The 18,931-nt window shown below is 65.1% G+C and carries 18 protein-coding genes; 3 read left to right on the top strand and 15 right to left on the bottom strand.

Going from position 1 to position 18,931, the window contains the following annotated elements; genetic code table 11:
• Nucleotides 1–13 precede the first annotated feature (13 nt).
• Genes BerOc1_RS04095 through BerOc1_RS04080 form a run of 4 tightly spaced genes read right to left on the bottom strand, consistent with a single transcriptional unit; the run spans nt 14 to nt 3,881 of the window.
• Complete coding sequence (locus tag BerOc1_RS04095) at nt 14–796, bottom strand: ABC transporter permease (protein ID WP_071544421.1); 783 nt, start codon at nt 794–796, stop codon at nt 14–16.
• Nucleotides 796–1,683: an ABC transporter permease gene (locus tag BerOc1_RS04090; protein WP_071544420.1), complete on the bottom strand. Its 888-nt coding sequence runs from the start codon at nt 1,681–1,683 to the stop codon at nt 796–798. Before BerOc1_RS04090 ends, BerOc1_RS04095 begins: the two co-directional genes overlap by 1 nt.
• Complete coding sequence (locus tag BerOc1_RS04085) at nt 1,680–2,804, bottom strand: ABC transporter ATP-binding protein (protein ID WP_071544419.1); 1,125 nt, start codon at nt 2,802–2,804, stop codon at nt 1,680–1,682. Before BerOc1_RS04085 ends, BerOc1_RS04090 begins: the two co-directional genes overlap by 4 nt.
• 3 nt (nt 2,805–2,807) lie before the next feature.
• Nucleotides 2,808–3,881 (bottom strand): ABC transporter substrate-binding protein, encoded by a 1,074-nt coding sequence (locus BerOc1_RS04080; protein ID WP_071544418.1) that lies wholly within the window; start codon nt 3,879–3,881, stop codon nt 2,808–2,810.
• Nucleotides 3,882–4,559: 678 nt separating this feature from the next.
• On the opposite strand from BerOc1_RS04080, the gene BerOc1_RS04075 reads away from it, so the two are divergent.
• Nucleotides 4,560–4,871 (top strand): TIGR03905 family TSCPD domain-containing protein, encoded by a 312-nt coding sequence (locus BerOc1_RS04075; RefSeq protein WP_071544417.1) that lies wholly within the window; start codon nt 4,560–4,562, stop codon nt 4,869–4,871.
• 33 nt (nt 4,872–4,904) lie between these two features.
• Here BerOc1_RS04075 and BerOc1_RS04070 read toward each other — a convergent pair whose 3' ends face one another.
• Nucleotides 4,905–5,615, bottom strand: coding sequence for a 4Fe-4S double cluster binding domain-containing protein (locus BerOc1_RS04070; protein WP_071544416.1), 711 nt, complete (start codon nt 5,613–5,615; stop codon nt 4,905–4,907).
• A 170-nt stretch (nt 5,616–5,785) separates the two neighbouring features.
• Between BerOc1_RS04070 and BerOc1_RS04065 the strand changes: the two genes are divergently transcribed.
• Both BerOc1_RS04065 and BerOc1_RS04060 read left to right on the top strand, forming a co-directional pair.
• Complete coding sequence (locus BerOc1_RS04065) at nt 5,786–7,069, top strand: permease (protein WP_071544415.1); 1,284 nt, start codon at nt 5,786–5,788, stop codon at nt 7,067–7,069.
• Nucleotides 7,070–7,313: 244 nt separating this feature from the next.
• On the top strand, nt 7,314–7,937 hold the full coding sequence (locus tag BerOc1_RS04060; protein ID WP_071544414.1) for a hypothetical protein: 624 nt from the start codon (nt 7,314–7,316) through the stop codon (nt 7,935–7,937).
• 178 nt (nt 7,938–8,115) lie between these two features.
• On the opposite strand, the gene BerOc1_RS04055 is transcribed toward BerOc1_RS04060, so the two are convergent.
• The 10 genes from BerOc1_RS04055 to BerOc1_RS04015 form a co-directional block, all read right to left on the bottom strand.
• Nucleotides 8,116–9,639 (bottom strand): ATP-binding protein, encoded by a 1,524-nt coding sequence (locus BerOc1_RS04055; RefSeq protein ID WP_071544413.1) that lies wholly within the window; start codon nt 9,637–9,639, stop codon nt 8,116–8,118.
• A 46-nt stretch (nt 9,640–9,685) separates the two neighbouring features.
• Nucleotides 9,686–10,114 (bottom strand): response regulator, encoded by a 429-nt coding sequence (locus tag BerOc1_RS04050; RefSeq protein ID WP_071544412.1) that lies wholly within the window; start codon nt 10,112–10,114, stop codon nt 9,686–9,688.
• Nucleotides 10,115–10,124: 10 nt separating this feature from the next.
• Nucleotides 10,125–11,054: a sensor histidine kinase gene (locus BerOc1_RS04045; protein WP_071544411.1), complete on the bottom strand. Its 930-nt coding sequence runs from the start codon at nt 11,052–11,054 to the stop codon at nt 10,125–10,127.
• The gene (locus BerOc1_RS04040; RefSeq protein WP_071544410.1) at nt 11,051–11,449 is read right to left on the bottom strand and encodes a sigma-54-dependent transcriptional regulator; all 399 of its coding nucleotides are present in this window, start codon (nt 11,447–11,449) and stop codon (nt 11,051–11,053) included. The genes BerOc1_RS04045 and BerOc1_RS04040 overlap by 4 nt, the downstream gene beginning before the upstream one ends.
• Entirely contained in the window at nt 11,446–13,122 is a 1,677-nt protein-coding gene (locus BerOc1_RS04035) for a sensor histidine kinase (RefSeq protein WP_071544523.1), read from the bottom strand. Before BerOc1_RS04035 ends, BerOc1_RS04040 begins: the two co-directional genes overlap by 4 nt.
• A complete protein-coding gene (locus tag BerOc1_RS04030) occupies nt 13,119–15,734 on the bottom strand; it encodes a PEP/pyruvate-binding domain-containing protein (RefSeq protein ID WP_071544409.1) in 2,616 nt (871 codons plus the stop codon). Before BerOc1_RS04030 ends, BerOc1_RS04035 begins: the two co-directional genes overlap by 4 nt.
• Before the next feature lie 15 nt (nt 15,735–15,749).
• Complete coding sequence (locus BerOc1_RS04025; RefSeq protein ID WP_084641049.1) at nt 15,750–16,133, bottom strand: response regulator; 384 nt, start codon at nt 16,131–16,133, stop codon at nt 15,750–15,752.
• A 119-nt stretch (nt 16,134–16,252) separates the two neighbouring features.
• The gene (locus BerOc1_RS04020; protein WP_071544408.1) at nt 16,253–16,801 is read right to left on the bottom strand and encodes a Yip1 family protein; all 549 of its coding nucleotides are present in this window, start codon (nt 16,799–16,801) and stop codon (nt 16,253–16,255) included.
• 31 nt (nt 16,802–16,832) lie between these two features.
• Nucleotides 16,833–16,982 carry a hypothetical protein gene (locus BerOc1_RS19005; RefSeq protein ID WP_165610774.1) on the bottom strand — a complete coding sequence of 50 codons (150 nt, stop codon included), beginning with the start codon at nt 16,980–16,982 and terminating at the stop codon, nt 16,833–16,835.
• Between the two features lie 72 nt (nt 16,983–17,054).
• On the bottom strand, nt 17,055–18,905 hold the full coding sequence (locus BerOc1_RS04015) for an SLC13 family permease (RefSeq protein ID WP_071544407.1): 1,851 nt from the start codon (nt 18,903–18,905) through the stop codon (nt 17,055–17,057).
• Between the last annotated feature and the right edge of the window lie 26 nt (nt 18,906–18,931).

Genomic DNA, 18,931 nt, shown 5'->3' with positions numbered 1-18,931 from the left:
CCTCGTGTTCCGGTCAGGCCTGCACGGCCCGCCGCCGGAACCATTCGCTGATGACGATGACCAGAATGTTGAACAGGACGATGAGCATGGCCAGGGCGTTCAGGCTCGGCGAGAGGTGGAACCGGAAGTCCGAGGCGACCAGCACGGACAGGGGCTGGGCCCGGCCGCTGGTGAAGTAGGAGACCGTGTATTCGGCGTTGGACAGGACGAAGGAGATGAACGACCCGGCCAGGATGCCGTTTTTCATCAGCGGCAGGGTGACCCGGCGAAAGGTCTGCCAGGGCGTGGCCCCGAGGTCCCCGGCGGCCTCCTCCAGCCGCTTGTCCACGCGGAACAGGACCGAGGCGATGATCACGGTGACGAACGGCAGGATGATCATGGATTGGGATATCCACACGGTGTAGAGCCCCTTGGTGATGCCCACGTCGCTGAGGAAGGTCACCTGGGCGATGGCGAAGATGAGCTTGGGCACGAAGAAGGGCAGCACGAGCAGGGCCAGGAAGGCGGTCTTGCCCTTGAACTTGTGGCGCGTCAGGACCAATGCGGCCATGGAGCCGAGCACCGTGGTGATGATGGTCACCGGAAAGGCCACGGCCATGGTGGTCAACAAGCCCTTGAAGATGCGGCCGTCGTGCAGGATCTGGTTGTACCAGTCCAGGGTGAACCCGGTCAGGGGGAAGGCGATCATGTCCGAGGAGTTCACGGAGAACAGTCCCATGAGCATGATCGGCAGGTAGACGAAGCCGTAGACCGCGATGGAGTAGCCGCGCAGGGCGGCCCAGCCGGAGAAGCGCATCAGTTCGCCCTCCGGATGCCGCGTCCCCAGGGGGACTTGTAGAAGAGATACACGGCGGCGGTGATGAACGCGGCCATGGCGGTCAGGAGCACCCAGGCGAGCGCCGAGCCCGTGGGCCAGTCGAAGGCCGCGCCGAACATGTCGTGGATGGCGCTGGTCACGGTCACGCCCGAGGACCCGCCGATGAGCTGCGGGGTCAGGTAGTCGCCGACCACCAGGACGAAGACCATCATGAAGCCGGCGATGAGCCCGGCACCGGTCAGGGGCAGGACCACCTTGAAAAAGGTGGCCGTGCGGCGGCAACCCAGGTCCATGGCCGCCTCGAGAAAGGAGTCGTCCATGGCCTCGATGGCCGCCCACAGGGGCAGGACCATGAACGGCAGGTAGTTGTAGGTCAGGACCACCACCGTGGAAAAGGGCGAGAACAGGAGCACCCAGATGGGCTCTTTTATGACCCCCAGCCACATGAGCAGGGAGTTGAGCACGCCTTCGGCCCCGAGCACCACCCGCCAGGCGAAGATGCGGATCAGGTCGCCGGTGTACAGCGGGATGAGCAGCAGGGTGAGCAGGGGGGCCTTGTAGACCCTGACCCGCTTGGCGATGAAGAAGGCCAGGGGGTAGGCGATGACCGAGCAGACGGCCGCGATGCCGATGCCGTACAGCAGCGCCTTGACGACCAGGCCGCGATAGGTCGCGCTTTCGAGCACCCGGGCGTAGTTGGCCAGGGTGGGCTCGCGCACGATGTCCACGAAGCTCACCTGGAAAAAGCTGTAGCTGAAGAGCACGGCCAGGGGGGCCACGCAGAAGACGGCCAGGAACAGGACGTTGGGCCCGGTCAGGGCCAGCAGGGTCAGCTGCCGGACGCGGTCGATGCGCTTTAAGCTCATAGCGCGCCGCCTCCCTCCGGGGGCGTGCCATGGACCACGCGCAGGCGGTGTCCGGGCACGGCCAGGTCCAGCGCGTCGCCGGGCGCGGCCGGGACATCGTGGGGAAGGCGGGCCACGATGCGCTGCCCGGCCACCTCCACCTCGACCATCTTGACGCTGCCCTGGAAGACCACGTGGGTGACCGTGGCCCTGAAGGTCAGGCTCTGGGCCTCGGGGGCTCCCACGGGCCGGGTGTCCTCGGCCCGGACGCACAGGCAGGCGGGTTCGCTTACGGCCACCGTGGGGCTGCACGCGGCCTCGACGATGCCGAGCGCGGTCTCTATGACCGCCTCGCCGGACGATTGGTCGACGGACGCCACCGTGCCAGGGATCAGGTTCGCGCCGCCGATGAAATCGGCCACGTAGGCGTTGACCGGGGCGTGGTAGATTTCTTCGGGGCAGGCCGCCTGCTCGATGCGTCCGCCGTTCATGACGATGATGATGTCGGACAGGGCGAAGGCCTCCTCCTGGTCGTGGGTGACGTAGAGGAAGCTCATGGCCAGCCGCTGCTGGAGGTCCTTGAGCTCCACCTGCATGTGGCGGCGCATCTTGAGGTCCAGCGCGCCGAGCGGCTCGTCGAGCAGGAGCAGTTTGGGCTCGTTGACGAAGGCGCGGGCCAGGGCCACGCGCTGCTGCTGCCCGCCCGAGAGCTGGGACGGATAGCGGGCGGCCATGGACTCCATCTTGACGGTCTCAAGCGCCTTGTCCACGCGCCGCTTGACCTCGGACTTGGGCAGCTTGCGCAGGTTCAGGCCGAAGGCCACGTTGTCGGCCACGCGCAGGTGCGGGAACAGGGCGTAGTTCTGGAAGACCGTGTTGATGGGCCGCTCATAGGGCATGACCCCCATGAGCGGGGTCCCCTGCAGGGTCAGCGAGCCGCCGGTCACTGACTCGAACCCGCCGATCATGCGCAGGATGGTGGTCTTGCCGCAGCCGGACGGTCCCAGGATGGTCACGAAGCAGTCGTCCGGGATGTCGAAGTCCACCCCGTGAACGGCGCGGAATGAACCGTAGTCCTTGGTCAGGCCCCGGGCCTCCAGCAGGACGCTGGAGGCCGGAGTCGTTGTGCAATGGCGGTTCATGGACTAGCTGGCCTTCACTTCGTTCCAGATGCGCACCCACTTGCCGTAGTCGGCGGGGTTTTCCTTCCAGACGAAACTGTCCATGACACTGAGGTCCTTGATGAAGACGCGGTCCTGCTCCTCCGGGGTCAGCTTGTCGCGGGCCGTTGAGGTGGAGATGGCGTACGGGCCGTCCAGGGCGAGCTTGTAGCCGTAGTCCGGGCCGAGCACGTAGTTGATGAGCTCGTGCGCGGCGGCTGCCCCTTCCGGGGAAGCGTCCTTGGGGATGGCGCAGGTGTCGCACCAGCCGATGACCCCTTCCTTGGGCTTGGCCATGCCCATGTCGATGCCCTTGGCGCGCAGGTCGTAGTAGGGCGGGACCCAGGAAAAGGCGCAGACCACCTCGCCGGTGGCGAACAGGTTGGTCAGGTCGGCGATGGAGTTCCAGTAGGTGCGCAGCAGCTTCTTCTGGGCGATGCAGGCCTTCTTGCACTCGGCCAGCTCCTTGTCGTCCATCCTGAAGATGCGCTCGCGCGGGATGCCCACGTACATGGCTGCGATGGCGATGGCCTCCAGGGCGTAGTCGCGCATGGCCAGGCGGCCCTTGTACTTCTCGCCCTCGAACAGGGTGGACCAGTCGGGCTCCTTGTCCATGAGGTCGGCGCGGTAGACGATGGGGTTGATGCCCCAGTAGAACGGGATGCCGTAGACCCGGCCGTCCTTCTTGCCCAGCGGGGTGTCCATGAACGGGGCGTAGCGCTTGGCCGCGTTGGGAATCTTGGAGAGGTCCAGGGGCTGGAGCAGGTCGGCGGCCACGTAGAGTTCGACCTTGTCCAGGCCCGGGGTGATCAGGTCCCAGTCGGCCCCGCCTCCCGCGCGGATCTTGGCGAACTGCTCGTCGTCCGAGCCGATGAACCCCTTGTCGATGGAAATGCCGGTGGATTTGATGAAGTCGGCTACGTACTTGTCGTAGGCCAGGTTCTCCCAGGTCAGCCAGTGCACGGCCCTGTCGGCGGCCCGGGACAGGCCCGGCACGGCTGCGAGCAGGGTGCCCATGGCACCCATGGCCGAATATTTCAGGAACTCCCTTCTGCGCATATGTCCTCCTCGGATGGTGCTGCACGATCGGCAGGCGAGCGTTGTTGATATGGACGTATGAGCAATATGCGTACCACCTCATTGGAAGGAGTGGATTGATTTGTTCAAAATGTAAAAAATGAACGATTGTCCGCCTACTCCCGTATGCTGTTTTCCCGATATTGCAAAATATTGGGAGATGTTGGCCTGTCGGCATCGCAGCCGGTTTTCGGATCGCCCGCGCGAATCGCAATCGGCCTCGCGGGTCAGCTCGCTGCGGTTTTCCGGATGCGCCCCGGACACACTCCGGCACCTTTCAGCCGAGGGACCGTTTTTGTATCGTTTTGAGACTTAATGGCTTTACACTTGGCGGCACGTTGGCTTCAACGTGTTGATATGGCGACTTTTCGGACCAAATGGCCAGGGACGGGCAGGGCGTTATCGGATTGATACAACGGTTGACAATTATGTGGCACGGAATCCGGGCCTGTTCGGGACAAGGGGCGGGTTTGTCCTTGCGGAATATGCCACCGGGGGGTATGTTGAATTCCTCGCCGCAACGTCGGGAGCGCGCCGGTCCCCTTCGACCGGCCGGGACCGCGGACCGCCTCTGGGCGGAAAGCGGTTTTTTCACTGGCCCCGCGCGGGCCGACCCGGCCTTCTGCGCCGTTTCGCCAACTTCAACCCATTGCTCAAGACATGAAATCCAATCTCTCCGAACTCACTCCCCTCACCTCTCTCGATCTGACCGCACCGGCCTCCGATGACCGCGAAAGCTTCAAGCCCGAGAACGTCTGCTCCAAAATGATCCGCTACAAGGTCGAGAACGGCCGTTTGACCCGCCTGGATTTCACCGGCGGGTGCGACGGCAACCTCAAGGCCATCGCCGCCCTGGTGGAGGGCATGAAGGTCGAGGACGTGATCGACAAGCTCAAGGGCATCACCTGCGGCCGGAAGAACACTTCCTGCGCGGACCAGCTCTGCGTCGCCCTGCTGGGCGGCGGCCGCTGATTTTTCGGACGCCCTCCGCGACCGAGGCGGCCGTCAGGCCGCCTTGGCCCGTTTTTTCGCGCCCCAGGGGCAGACCTTGATGCATACGCCGCAGATGGAGGATTTGATATTCTCCATGCTGGCGCAGACGTCGCGCACGTGGTGCAGGCAGCGCTCAAAGTGCAGGGCCTCGTCGCGCGACGCGTAGTGCGAGTCGGTGTTCACGTTCTTGATCGCCCCGGCCGGACAGGCGTCCGTGCATTTGGTACAGCCGCCGCAGCGGTTCCTCAGGGGCTCGTCCGGGACCAGGTCCGCGTCGGTCAACACCGTGACCAGGCGGATGCGCGGGCCGAAGTCCGGGCTGACCGTGAGCAGGCTCTTGCCTTGCCAGCCGATGCCGGCGGCCACGGCCACGGCCTTGTGTGACAGGAAGGAGAGGTTCCGCTCCGCGTCGAGCACCTGGCTGGCGGGCAGGGGCATGGCCCTGGCTCCGCGCTCCTCGATGTAGCGCGAGACCCTCAGCGCCGCCTCGTCCAGCAGCGCGTTCACCCGCGAGTAGTGGGAGGCGTAGATGGGCGTGGGCCTGTCCGTGATGGTTTCAATGATCGAGTCGCTCAGGGCGATGGCCATGGACACCGCGCAGCGGAATCCGTCGAGCAGGTCCGGCGGCATGGTCTCGATGCCCCGGAGCCGATCGAGGTCAGCGATGCGCGCTCTGGTCGCGCCCGCTTCCACTGCGAATTTCTTGAGTTCTTCACTGTTCATGCGAGTAGGCTAGCAGTGCTCCCCCCCGGTTACAAGCGGACATTTACGCCGTAGCCGCACTTTTCTGATCGGCCGTGCGCGCTGCCTGCCCTTACTCGGCCGTTTGCCGCGCCCGCTCCCCTGTGCTATACTTTGCAGTTAGGACCAACGGCATGGAAACAGGGAGGGACATGAAGACGTTTTTGACCTTGTGGAACGAATCGGCGGTGACCTCGCTCGGCCTGTTCTGGACGGCCTTCTGGGCCTTCGGGCTGGGCTATCTCGTCAGCGGCATGATCCAGGTCTTCGTCACCCGCAGCCGGATGAAGCGGGGCATGGGCAAGGCCACGGCCGGGAGCGTGGGGCTCGGCACCTTCTTCGGCTTTCTGTCCAGCTCGTGCAGCTTCGCGGCCCTGTCCACCACCCGTTCGCTCTTTGCCAAGGGGGCGGGACTGGTGCCCGCCCTGGCCTTCATGCTTTCGTCCACCAACCTGGTGGTGGAGTTGGGGATCATCATCGCCCTGTTCCTCTCCTGGCAGTTTGTGGTCGGCGAGTACCTGGGCGGGGTGCTGCTCATCGTCTTCATGTGGATCGTGGTCGCCCTGACCCTGCCCGCCGGACTGGAGGACGAGGCCAGGGAGCACGCCCGCGCCCGGGCCGGGGACGGCGACGAGGACGAGAACCCGGACTGGCGGACCCTGATCCGCTCGCCCGGGGGGTGGCTGAAGGTGGCCCGGCGCTACGCCATGGAGTGGGACATGGTCTGGAAGGACGTGTCCATCGGCTTCACCGTGGCGGGTATCATCGCGGTCTTCGTGCCGCGCGATTTCTTCCAGGCCCTGTTCATCGACTCCGGGGCCGCCCATCCGGCCTTTTGGCAGGTCCTGGCCCAGGCGGTCATCGGGCCCGTCGCCGCCTTCTTCACCTTCATCGGCTCCATGGGCAACGTGCCGCTGGCCGCCGTCCTCTTCACCAACGGGGTCAGCTTCGCCGGGGTCATGGCCTTCCTGTTCAGCGATCTGGTGGTCTTTCCGGTGGTCCGCATCCAGGCGGGCTACTACGGCTGGAGGATGGCCCTCTATCTCGTCGTGGTCCTGCTCCTGGCTCTGGTGGCCACGTCCGTGGTCCTGCACTACGGGTTCGCCGCCTTCGACATGCTCCCCAAGGGCGGAGCGGGAAGGATCATGGCCGACCGCGAGTTCTTCGCCGTGGACTACACCCTGTTTCTCAACGCGGCCTTCGCCGTCCTGTCCGGAGCGTTCTGGCTGTGGAAGCGCGCCGCGGACCGGGCCGCCATGGCAGGGCGTACGGCTCACGGTTCCGGCCATGACGGCATGGACATGCCCCACGGTTCGGATCATGAAGGCATGTCCCACGGCTCCGCCTCCCTGGGCGACCGCCTGCTCTTCTGGTTCGCCATGGCCGCCTTCGCCTGGCTGGCCGGGGGCGTGGCCGTTCCCCTGTTCGCGGGGTGACCGGTCGCCGTTTTCTATCCCGCAAAATCTCTTCCCGAGCGCGCAAGCCCTCTGGCGGCGGCCTTGCAAAATTGCGCCAGCGCGCCCCGAGTCTGGCAACCTGGAGGCTTTGCCGTATTTTGCTATAGATATTATTCAATAAAATCAATCAAGTGAAAAAAATATTTTGTTCACGGCCAATGCGGCATGCCCTATGCAAAGTTGTGAGGCAAGAAACGCGACCACCCAACAAGGAGAGAGGATAATGGAGATAATCTTTAGCGCACACGGTCACTCCTGCGACCTTGCCCTGCATCCGGTTTCCGAGAAGACGGCCCGCACCATCCAGAAGTACGGTTCCGAAGTTTATTCCATGAGGGCCCTGGAATGGTGGCGCAAGGGCAAGACCGCGACCTGGGGCATGCGCATCGACGACATGTGCAACATCCAGGTCTCGGTGGACGGCAAGCCGGTGGAGTTCGACTACAACCGGATCATCGCCGATCCGCTGAAGATTCGCCGCCGCATGTACCTCGACAGCCGGGCCAAGTACCTTTGCGTGCTCGGTTTCGACAACGAAATGTGCAAGTTTTCCTGGAAGTGGAGCGATGTCACCGAGTACGACCCCTCCAAGTTCGAGTTCATGGTCCACCAGTGGGACCGCATCATGGGCGAAGAGGGCTACTTCATCCTGGACGAAATCCGCTACTGCAACGAGTTCGCCACCAGCCACGACTGGTGCGACGCATCGGGTTTCACCCTGGTGCCGCCGCGCATCATCGACCTCGACGAGGTCAGGCGCGAACTGGCCCAGGGCGGTCCGGAGCACATCGGCCCCGCTTTCCCCTCCCCCCAACATACCACACCTTCTCCCAAGTCCCCGGAGTAGTCCGGGCACTCCTCTTCCCGTCAGGGGCATCCGCAGCCCCGCAGGGCTGGCCCCGCGCAGACTCCTCTGCGCGGGGCCTTAGGTTTTCCGGGCCCGGACTCCTGTCGGGGGCCACCCTCTTCCCAAACAGAGCCCCCGTGCCTTGCGGCGAGGGGGGCTCTGTTTATAAGGGAAGAGGTTAGATATTGTTTGATTCGTTCCGGACCGGATGCTCCACGTCCATGGCCGGCGGCAGGCGCAGGGTCACGGTGGTGCCCTGGCCCGGACGGCTGGCCAGGGTCACGTGGCCCCCGGACTCCTCGATGATCTTCTTGATCAGGGCCAGGCCCAGTCCGTTGCCGTCCGCCTTGGTGGAATAGAAAGGGTTGAAGGCGCGGTCCAGCTCGGTCTCGCTCATGCCCGAACCCGTATCCGTGATGCGCACGACCACGTCGCCGTCGCCCAGGGACAGGTCGATGGTGATCTCGCCGCCGCCGGGCATGGCCTCGATGGAGTTCCTGATGATGTTCACCAGGCACTGCTTCAGGGAGTCGGCGTCGCCCTGCACCGAGGGTAGGTGCTCCTCGGCCTTGATGACGAAGGCGTATCCCTGGCGGCCGTAACCCACGTCCATGAGCTCGGCCACGTCGCGGCACACTTCCGCCAGGTCCACGGCCGAGCCCGGTCCGGGCGAGGGGCGCACGAAGTTGAGCATGTTGGTCAAAAGCTTGTCCAGGCGGCGGGTCTCCTCCACGATGATTTGGACCTTTTCGCGTTCCTGTTCGTCCAGCTTGGGGGAGCGCAGCAGGGCGTTGGCGAATCCGCCCACCGCGTAGAGCGGGTTGCGGATTTCGTGGGCCAGGTAGGTGGATATCTCGCCGATGATGGCGAACTTGTCCTGCTGTTGCTGGTACTTCTCACGCTGGGTCCGCTCGGTGATGTCCCGGTGCATGACCATGATGTGGGACATGTTCCCCCGCATGTCGAAGATGGGGTAGGCGTAGAGCCGGTAGTACTGGAGCAGGCCGCCGCCGTTGACCCGGGTGACCAGGGCCTCCTCCTTGCGCCCGCTTAAGAGCGTCTTATGGAAGGGGCAGACCGGGTCGAGCTGGTTGCAGAAGGTCGAGCCGTCGCGCAGCCTCGCGGCCTCCCAGCACGGCCTGCCGAGCAGCTCCTTGCGCGGCACGCCCGCCCGTTGCCAGACCGTGCGGTTCAGGTCCTGGATGTTCCCACTCTTGTCCAGAAGGAAGATGTCCTCGCGAATCTCGTCGATGATGGACTGGATCAGGGTGCGCTGGTGGTCCAGGCTGGTCATGTAGTGTCCCTTGACCACGGCCATGTCGTGCAGACCGCACAGGAAGATCAGCTCGCGGTGGTCGATCAGTGCGACCGTGGCGGGCAGTTCCTTGCGCAGCGATGCCGCGGCACCCCGGTCGCCGGTGATCTCGACCACCAGGTTGATCTCCGGGTGGGCGTCGAGCATCTCCCGGTAGGTCGGGTAGATGGGGCAGGTCTCGCAATCCTCGGGCAACGGCTCGCCCGGCGTGGTGTCGCTGATGGCCGACAGGCACATCTCGGGCAGGAATTCGCGAAAGGCCTCGTTGTAGATGATGTCGAGCAGGACCCGGAGCATGGAGCCGGTGCCGACCACGCCCACGTTGAAGGGTCCGAGCGTCCCGTTCCAGTAGCAGATGCCGAGGTTTTCGTATGCGAAATCGTCCATGAACGTCCTCCGGTCCGTCCTTTCCGTCCCATCGGGCCCGGGCGGCCTAGCGGGAGCCCGACCCGTCCAGCAGTTCCGAAACGCCGATCTCCCCGTGACGCAACAGCTTGCGCTCCATGGCCCGCTGCACGGTATCGAGGATTTCCTGCATGGACGCGGGCTTGAGCAGGTAGTCGAAGACCCCGTTGTGCAGCAGCTTCATGGCGTCGCTGATGGAGGTGTGCCCGGTCAGGCAGACGGTCTCCACGTCAAAGCCCTGCAGCTGTATCTCGGTGAAGGTCTCCGCGCCCGACATGCCGGGCATTCGCATGTCCAGCAGGACCACGTCGAACTCGTTCGTGGCCAGCTTGTTCAGGGCGTCGAGCCCGCTTGCCGCCGAGTCCACGGTCAACCCCTCCGCGCGCAGCAGGCGGCACAGGGACTGCCGGAACCGGTCTTCGTCGTCGACCACGAGGATTCTCGCCTTTACGGTCATGGTACACCTCTTATCGTTTGAAGGGAATGCGCACGGTGAACGACGCGCCCTTGCCCGGGGAGGACTGCACGAGAATGTCCCCGCCCAGTTCGTTGATGATCCGCAGGCTGACCGACAGGCCGAGCCCGGTGCCCTGGCCAGGAGCCTTGGTGGTGAAAAACGGGTTGAAGATGCGTTCGCGGTCCTCCTTGGAGATGCCCGGGCCGGTGTCGCGTATCTCGGTGCAGGCCATGTCTCCCTCGCGGAAGGTGGTGATGAAGATGTCGCCGTCGCGGTCCACGGCCTGGACCGCGTTGATGAGCAGGTTCAGAAAGACCTGGCGCAGCAGGGGAGGGTCCGAGATCACCGTGGGCAGGTCCGGGCCGGGCTGCCGGTGGATGCGGATGTTCCGGGGGCCGGATTCGCGCTCCACCAGCTCGAGCATGTCCTCCACCAGCCGGTTGACGTCGGCCGCCTGGGACACGGGCTTGCGGTTGCGGGCCAGGTCCAGGAGCTTGTGGGTGATGTCCGAGCAGCGGGAGACCTGGGCGTAGATGACGTCCAGGCTGGTGCGGATCTCCTCCAGGACGTCGGGCAGGTCCTCGGGCGCGGGGGCGGCGGCCAGGTTGTAGCGCATCAGCTCCGCTTCCTGGAGGATGATGTTCAGGGGGTTGTTGATCTCGTGGGCTATGCCCGTGGACAGTTCGCCCAGGGCCAGGACCCGCTGGGACTGGATGAGCTGGTCGCCCATCTCGGTCCGCTCGGCCTCGGCCTGATCCAGCCAGCGCGCCGATGCCCAGAGCAGGAGCCACATGCCCCCGGCCACGGCCACGGCCGCGACCAGGGCCAGGCCGTCCCCGGTGCGCCCGTGGAACCAGGCGGCCGCGCCCACGGCGAGGCAGGAGACGGGAAAGGCGGAGCGGCCGAGCATGATCACCCGCCGCGCGTAGGTCAGGCTCATTGCTGTCCCCGCCTTGCGATGCGCAGCTTGGCGTGCTCGTTGGCCGCCCGGATGCGCCCCAGCAGGTTGTCGATGGAGAACGGCTTGAGGATATAGTCGTAGGCCCCGAGGCTGATGCCCTCGATGCCGGACTGCAGGGAACCGTGTCCGGTGAGCATGATGACCTCGGTGTCGCGGAACCGCTTGCGGATTTCCTTGAGGGTGTCGATGCCGGACAGTCCGGGCATGCGCACGTCGAGGATGACCACGTCCACCGGGTGCTCCCGGAGGAAGGCCAGGGCCGCCTCGCCGTTGGTCACGGTGTCCACGTGCACGTTGCGCTTGGTCAGCCTGCGCTTGATGAGCTTCAGGAAATCGGGTTCGTCGTCGACCACAAGTACGCGGATCTGGTTCATGGTTCCTCCTTGCCGCCGGGGAATTGCGGCCCGGTGAAGGGCAGGCGGATGGTGAAGGTCGTGCCCTGTCCCGGCTCGCTGTTGACCTTGATGGTCCCGCCCAGCTTGCTCAGGGCGCTGTAGACGATGGAAAGCCCCAGTCCGGTCCCCTCGCCGGTGGGCTTGGTGGTGAAAAAGGGGTCGAACACCTTGGCCAGGTTCTCCCTGGCGATGCCCTCCCCGCTGTCCGCGATGTTCAGAACCACCCCGTCCCGGCCGGTCCGGGTGACCAACGTGATCTCGCCGTCGCGGTCGATGGCGTCGATGGCGTTTTCCAGCAGGTTCAGGATGACCTGCTGCAGCTGGTTGGCGTCGGTGGTGATCAGCGGCAGTTCCGGGTCCAGGTCGGTCTTGAGCTCGATGTTCCTGTGCCGGGTCTCGTTTTCCAGGAAGGAGGCGGTCTGGTTGGCCAGCATGTTCAGGTCCACGTCCTCCTGCAGCGGCTCCATGCGCCGGGCGAAGCCGAGCATGCGGTGGGTCACGGTGCGCGCCCGCTCCACGTGGCGGTCGATGTCCGAGACCGCTTCCTCGAGTTCGTCCACGGCCGGGCCCTCGCCCAGCTCGCCGTCGTTGATGATGTCCCGGATCCAGCCCGCGCTCTCGCGGATGATGGACAGGGGGTTGTTGACCTCGTGGGCCACACCGGCGGCCAGCTTGCCCAGGGAGGCCATCTTGCTCGACTGCATGACCGCCGCGTCCATGTCCGCCCGCTGGCGGTCAGAGGCGCGCAGCCGGGACACGGCCGAGGACACGGTCAGGTAGGCCCCGAGGAAGATCATCAGGCCGCAGGCCCCGAGCAGCGCGTAGACGATGGACCGGGTGCGCACCAGGGGGGAAAGCTCCTCGTCCGGGTTCTCGGTGACGACCAGCCGCCAGTTGGTGTCGGGCAGGGGGGTGATCCCGGCTATGACCGGAACGCCGTCCCGCCGCCAGGACGCGATCTCCACGCCCTCGCCCCGCGGGTGCACGGGCAGGGCGACACGGGCCAGGGCCTTGCCGCCGAACCGCGACGGGGTCTGGAGCACGTCCTTGTCGTTGACGATGTAGGCGTCGCCCTGCTTGCCGGTGCGCACGTTGCGGACCAGCGAGGTGAATACCTCGGAGTCGATGGTCGCCCGCAGGATCCAGGTTCGGCCCGCCTCCTGGCGCTTCACCGCGATGATGAAGTGCGGGAAGTTGCGGAAGCCCATGAACACGTCGCTGATGTACAGCCCCTTGAGCATGACCTGGTGGAACCACGGCTCGTCGCGGTAGTTCACGTCCATCAGATCAAAGGGGCCGCAATACGCCTCGTGCCCGCCGTTCTGGCCGATGACCCCGATGTCGAAGAACGAGCTGGACGTGCCGTGGACCGCCTCGAAGACCCTGTTCAGGTAGGCCTGGTTGGACATCTCGGCAAAGGAGTGGATGTCGGCCAGCATCTGCAGCTGGACCACCCGCTCGCCCAGGAACATGGAGATGGCGTCCCGCCGGTTGGCGACCATCAGCCGCAGGTTGTCGGTCAGCTTCTCCTCGTAGGTCTGCCTGAACTCGCTGTGGATGACGTAGCCGAGCGCGAAGAGCGGGACCAGGGAAAGCCCCAGGGTGATCAGAACCAGGTACCACTTGAGCCGGGCATAGGGTGTGGCGTTCACGCTGCGCACCCCGCTTCCCGGAGCTCATTGGGCAGTCCTTCCAGCAGCCTCTCGATGTCCGCCTCGAACCGTTCGCGGTAGCGCACGGTCATGCCCGGGTCGGCCATGGACATGTCGATCTGCCGGGTGTGCATGAGCAGGTAGCCGAGCACGGCCATGGCCTGCTCCACGGCCTGGCGGCTGACGCCCTCCAGGCGCGCGAACAGGGCGTCTTCTCGGATTTCGGCGATGAAGCCGCGCTTCTCCAGGATCTCGGCCACCAGGCGCGAGCGCAGGTGGCGGCGGTCCATGCTCGCCCCGCCCCCCTTGAACTGGAACAGGGCGTAGTTCACGTTGGGGTCGTCGCCCGCGAAGCCCTCGATAGTGCAGAAGTGGAAGCCGAACCGCGATTGCAGGTTGCAGTAGCGGCCGCCCACGATGAAGTAGTTGCGCTCGCCCATGTCGTTGCGCACCCCGGCCGCCAGGGCCGGATTCCGCGCCGCGCTGGTCATCACCGACATGAACCCGTCCATGGTCGGCGGCGGCGGGCCCTCCCAGGGAACGGCCATCATGCCGTACCACAGGGCGCGCATGGGACTGGAGCACACGGCCTCGATGGTGATGTCCCGGCGGGAGTTCGCGGGCCCGCCCGCGTCCGCCGAGGTCCCGCCGCCGATATCCACCAGCCAGTACTGCATGGCCCGTTCTCCTGCCAGCCTGCGCGCGCCCGACACCGGGCGGTCGCCCTGGGCGAACATCTCGTAGACCGCCTTTTCGTGGCAGAACCGGGTGATGTCGTGCATGGACCGGCACCCCTCGGGCCTAAATTCCGTGGACTCGGGGTCGGTCAGGGTCAGCGGGGTGATGAACCGCAGGACCCGCTCCAGGGCCAGTCCCACGTCCGTGGTGCGCACCCGGGCCGTGGGCCGGGCCTCACGCTGGATCATCCGCTTGCGGCGGCCCAGGTAGATGGTCCCGTTGCTTCCGTTGACCGTGATCACGCCCACGCCCGAGAGGCGTTCCACCGCGCCGGGCGCGCCGATCAGGGCCGGGATGGCGTATTCCCTGGCGACGTTGGCCAGATGGCCCACGGAACTGCCGAACTCGGCCACCAGGGCCGCGGCTCTGGGCAGCAGGGCGGAGAGCTGTGGCCGGGCGTTGCGGGCCAGCAGGACCGCGCCGTCCGGGAAGCGGAACATGTCCTCCTCGGTCTCCACCTTGACCACGTAGCCGGCGGCCGCGCCCGGGCTGGCCGGGATGCACCCGGACAGAATGGCCAGCCCCCGGCTCTCCTCGTCGTCGGACCACGGCTTGGACCTGGGACCGGGCGCGTCCTCGCACACGGTCAGGGGACGGCATTGCAGGATGACGATCAGCCCGTCGCGGTCCTTGGCCCACTCGATGTCCTGGGGATGGCCGAAATGTTCCTCGATGCGCAGGGCCAGGGCGGCCAGCCGCTCGATATCGCGGTCCGGCACGGCCGGTTCCAGTTCCCGGCCGCCGTAGAGCTTCTCCTTGCGCACCTTGCCGCCCGAGGTCAGGATGAAGCGGATCTCCTTCTCGGCGATGTCGCGGCTCCTGATTCTGCCGGTCTCGCGGTCCACGCTGTAGGAGTCGGCCATGGAGCTGCCGTCCACCACGGCGCAGGGCAGGCCGGGCACCGCGTTGACGATGACCGCGTCCGAGTCGCCGCCCACCGGCGGACGGGTGTAGATCACTCCGCCCGCCACGGCGTTGATCATCTCCATGCATCCGGCGGCCATGACCATGCCGTCCTCGCGCAACCCTCGGTTGCGCACGTAGGTCATGGCCGTGGCCGAGTACATGCTCGAGACGACCTCGCGGTAGGCGTCGGTCACCTGGGCGGGCTTGACCCCGAGCCGGGTGGCGAACTGCCCGGCGAATCCGGCCTGTTCCGAATCCTCGCCCAGGGCGCTCGAGCGCACGGCGAGGCGGACGTCGCCGAGTCGGGCGCACTGTTCGCGCACGGCCGTTTCCAGCTCTTCGGGCATGGGGGCCAGATCGATGGCCTGGCGGATGCTTCGCGCCAGGTCGGTAAGCTCCTCCAGGGAGTTCCCGTCGTGGATCTGGATGAGCCGGTTGATCTCGTCGTCCAGTCCGGTGGACTCCATGAACAGGCGGAAGCCCGAGGCCGTGATGGCGAAGCCGCGCGGGACCACCGCGCCGAGTTCGGCCTTGATCTCGCCGAGCATGGCCACCTTGGAGCCGGTCTCGAGCAGGTCGATGGCGCGCAGATCGGCCATGCGCACGACAGTCGGCCCGAGCGGCCCCTTCGGGGGACCGGCAAAGGCCTGGTCCATGTCCTGGACGATGGCGTTGAAAACCTCGCGCAGGGCGTCGTATCGGCCCGGGGCCATGCGGCATAACCGTTCGATCATCTGGCGCACGCTGGAGGCGACCATGACGCTGAACGCCCGCACCCGGGTGATCCCGGACGGGTGGCCGGAGCGGGCCGCCTCGGTCATCTCGGCCATGAGCTCCAGGGCCTTGCCGTTGGCCGCAAGAAGGAGCCTGAATTCTTCGGACTTGTTGAGGAACTTTTCAACCGCTTCCCGCTTTCCCTCGGGATTGCCGTGGATGAAGTGGAACAGTGTCTTGAGCGCGGTCTTCATGGCGAACCTCCGGGGCTACGGTTGGCCGCGACGGCGGGAGCGAACGGCGTCCAGCACCTTGAAATAGAGCTCGTCGGTGCCCACGGGCTTGAGCAGGAAGTCGAAGGCGCCCATGTCCATGCCCTCTATGAGCACGCCGGAGTCCGCGTGGCCGGTCAGGATGATGACCGGCAGGTCGGGTTTGATGGCCTTGATCCGGCGCAGGGTCTCCAGCCCGTTCATCTCCGGCATCATGACGTCGAGGATGGCCACGTCGAACTCGCCCTCGCGGACTCGGTCGATGGCCTGCTGGCCGCTCTGGGCCTCGGTGATCTCCACGTTCCTCCGCTTGAAGCGGCGGGCGTAGGCGGTCAGGAAGTCGGGTTCGTCGTCGACCAGGAGCAGGCGTATCTTCTTCATGGCGGTCCTCCCGTGTGTGGCCTCCCTCCAGGGGCCGGGGGCGGGGGCGCGCCCCCGGCCGTATGGGGAGGGTAAGGAATGCATTCGCGCGCGGTCGCCCGCGGCGCAGGGGGACATTCCTATTGGAACAATTGCTTCAGCTCGACGACCATGGGAGCGGCGGTCCAGAAGAAGAGGAGCATGATCACGGCGGTCAGGACGATGAGCATGCACGCCCTGGTCTTGCTCACCCCGAGCCCCTTGTGCAGTCCCACGCCGATGAGCACGGCGCGCACCGGTTCCATGATGATGGCCAGCCCCGGAATCCAGGAGACGACCATGACCGCGCCGCTGGCGTAGGCGTAGATGTTGAAGACCCGGCCGAACCGGACCCGGTCCCGGCCGGTCATGCCCGTGAGGATGAAAGTGATGACCGCGCCGAAGGCGGGCATGAGGACGGCGTTGAGCATCATGACCATCCCCATGGCCAGCGAGTTCTCGAAAAAGTAGGTCATGCTCACCGAGCAGTAGAACAGGGCCGAGATCATCAGGAAGATGAGGGCCCGCCGGGAGCCCGGCTCGTCGGCCACCCGTTCGAAGTGGCGCACGGGCGTGCGCATGACGTCCATCAACGTCTCGAAATATTCCCGGATCCCCATCCTGGCGGTCGTTTCCCGTGTCGCTTCCATGGTGCCCCTCCCTGGTTGATGATTCGAAGGCCTAGAACAGGTCCCTGGAGCATTCGAAGATGCCCCAGACCAGCATGAACATGGTCAGGACGAACAGAATTCTGCGTTCGGTCCGTTTGGAGAAGTAGGTCACGCCGTTCTTGTGGACGAATCCGCGTTCTTGCTTTTCTTGTTCCTGCATCGTGAGCTCCCTTTGTTGTCGGCGGCCCGCCCGGAGGCGGGCCGCCGGTATTGTTGTTTCAGGTCAGGGTCGTCAGAACGATGGCAGACTGCCGAACCCGACGCCGCTCCAGTAGACCGCCGTTATCAGCACGATCATGATGTTGGCGACGAACCACATCGGGATGCCCACGCGCAGATAGTCCTTGGGCTCCAGGTAGCCGGAGGCGTAGACGATGGCGTTGGGCGGGGTTCCGATGATCAGGCAGTAGGCGAAGGAAGACGCCACTGCGGTGGCCATGGCCATGAACGGCAGGAAGGTGGTGCCCGGGTGCACGATGCTGGCCATGTTCAGGGTGATGGGACCGACCGCGGCGGCAGCCGGGCCGTCGGCCATCAGGTTGGTCAGCACGGCGGTCAACCCGTTGGAGGTCAGCATCAAGGGGATGCCGTGGTCCATGCCCAGCGGGGCCAGCAGGTCGATGACCGACTGGGCCAGCCAGTAGGCGGCACCGGTCTTGTCCAGGGTGCGGCCGAAGATGATCGCGCCCGCGTACAGCCAGACAACGCCCCAGTCGACCTTTTCCTGGTAGTCGCGCCAGTTGACCACGCCCGCCAGCAGGTAGGCCACCGCGCCCGCGACCGCGATGACGCCGATGCCGAGACGGATGGGGTAGATGCCCATGTTGTAGAATTCCTTCTCGGTGAACCACCCGAAGACCATGATGACGAAGATGACCATGGCCCAGATCTGGTGCTTGTTCCACTTGCCCATCTTGCTGATTTCGCCTTCCAGGTGGCGCATGGCCGGGGCCAGGGAGGAGATGCGGGGCTTGAAGAGCAGGTTGGTGGCGAACCAGGTGATCGGGATCATGACGACCACGAACGGGAAGCAGTACATGATCCACTGCGCGTACCCGATGTCCATGCCGAACATGTCGGTCAGGTAGGTCATCATGATGACGTTGCGCGCGCCGCCGGACGGAGCGCCGGGGCCGCCGATGTTACAGGCCATGGCGATGGTGATCATCAGCATCTTGGCCAGTTCCTTGTCCTCGGGCACCTCGTCGGTCAGGCTGTTCTGGTAGAGCAGCATGCCGATGGGCAGGAACATGGCGGCCAGGGCGTGGTCGGAGATGAACGCGGCCAGCGGGGAGATGACGATGAAGAAGATGAGCGTGATCCAACGGACGTTGGGCACGGCCAGCTTCTTGAACATGAGCAGGCACATTCGCTTGTCCACGCCGGTCTTGACGAAGGCGGCGGCGAACATGAGCGAACCCATGATGAACCATACGGCGTCATCCCAGTATAGCCCCGCCACCTCGCTGCGCGAGACCACGCCGGTGAAGACCAGGATGAGGCCGATGCAGAAGGCCACGCCGGGCAGGGGCATGCACTCGGTCATGAAGCAGAAGACCACGAACACGACCATGGCGATGGCCACCTTGATGCTCCAGGCCCCCTTGTTGGCGCTCTTCTGGTCCTTTTGCGAAAGTTCCAGGTAGTCCATCCCCTTCATGCGCTTGTCGAAGGCGCCCTTCATGATGACCATGTACTTGTCGGCGGGAATGGTCTCGCCCACGAATGTCAGGGCGCGCTTGAAGTTGGCCGAATCAACGGGGATCTTGTATTTCTTGGCCCACTTCTCGTTGCGCTTCATCAGCCGTTCCTTGGACAGGGCGCCCATGCGCATGTTCTGTTCCATCATGCGCGCGGTCAGGATCTGCCACTGCTCGCAGTCCGAGCTCTTTTTCTGGAAGAGCTCCTGGCAGAGGTAGTTGGTCACGACCTTGGGGCCGACCGAATACTGCATGCCCACCTTTTTCATCCCCTGGGGGGTGGGAAGGAGCAGGATCAGAACAAAAAGTACCACCGGAATTATGAGCAGCTTCCAGTTGACGAACTTATCGTAACCGGTCGCTTTCTTCTTTGCTTGAGCCATGTTGTAACCTCGCAATCGGGCTTCGG

This window comes from Pseudodesulfovibrio hydrargyri, assembly GCF_001874525.1.
Classification (GTDB): domain Bacteria; phylum Desulfobacterota; class Desulfovibrionia; order Desulfovibrionales; family Desulfovibrionaceae; genus Pseudodesulfovibrio; species Pseudodesulfovibrio hydrargyri.
This window is presented reverse-complemented; position numbering and strand designations above follow the sequence as displayed.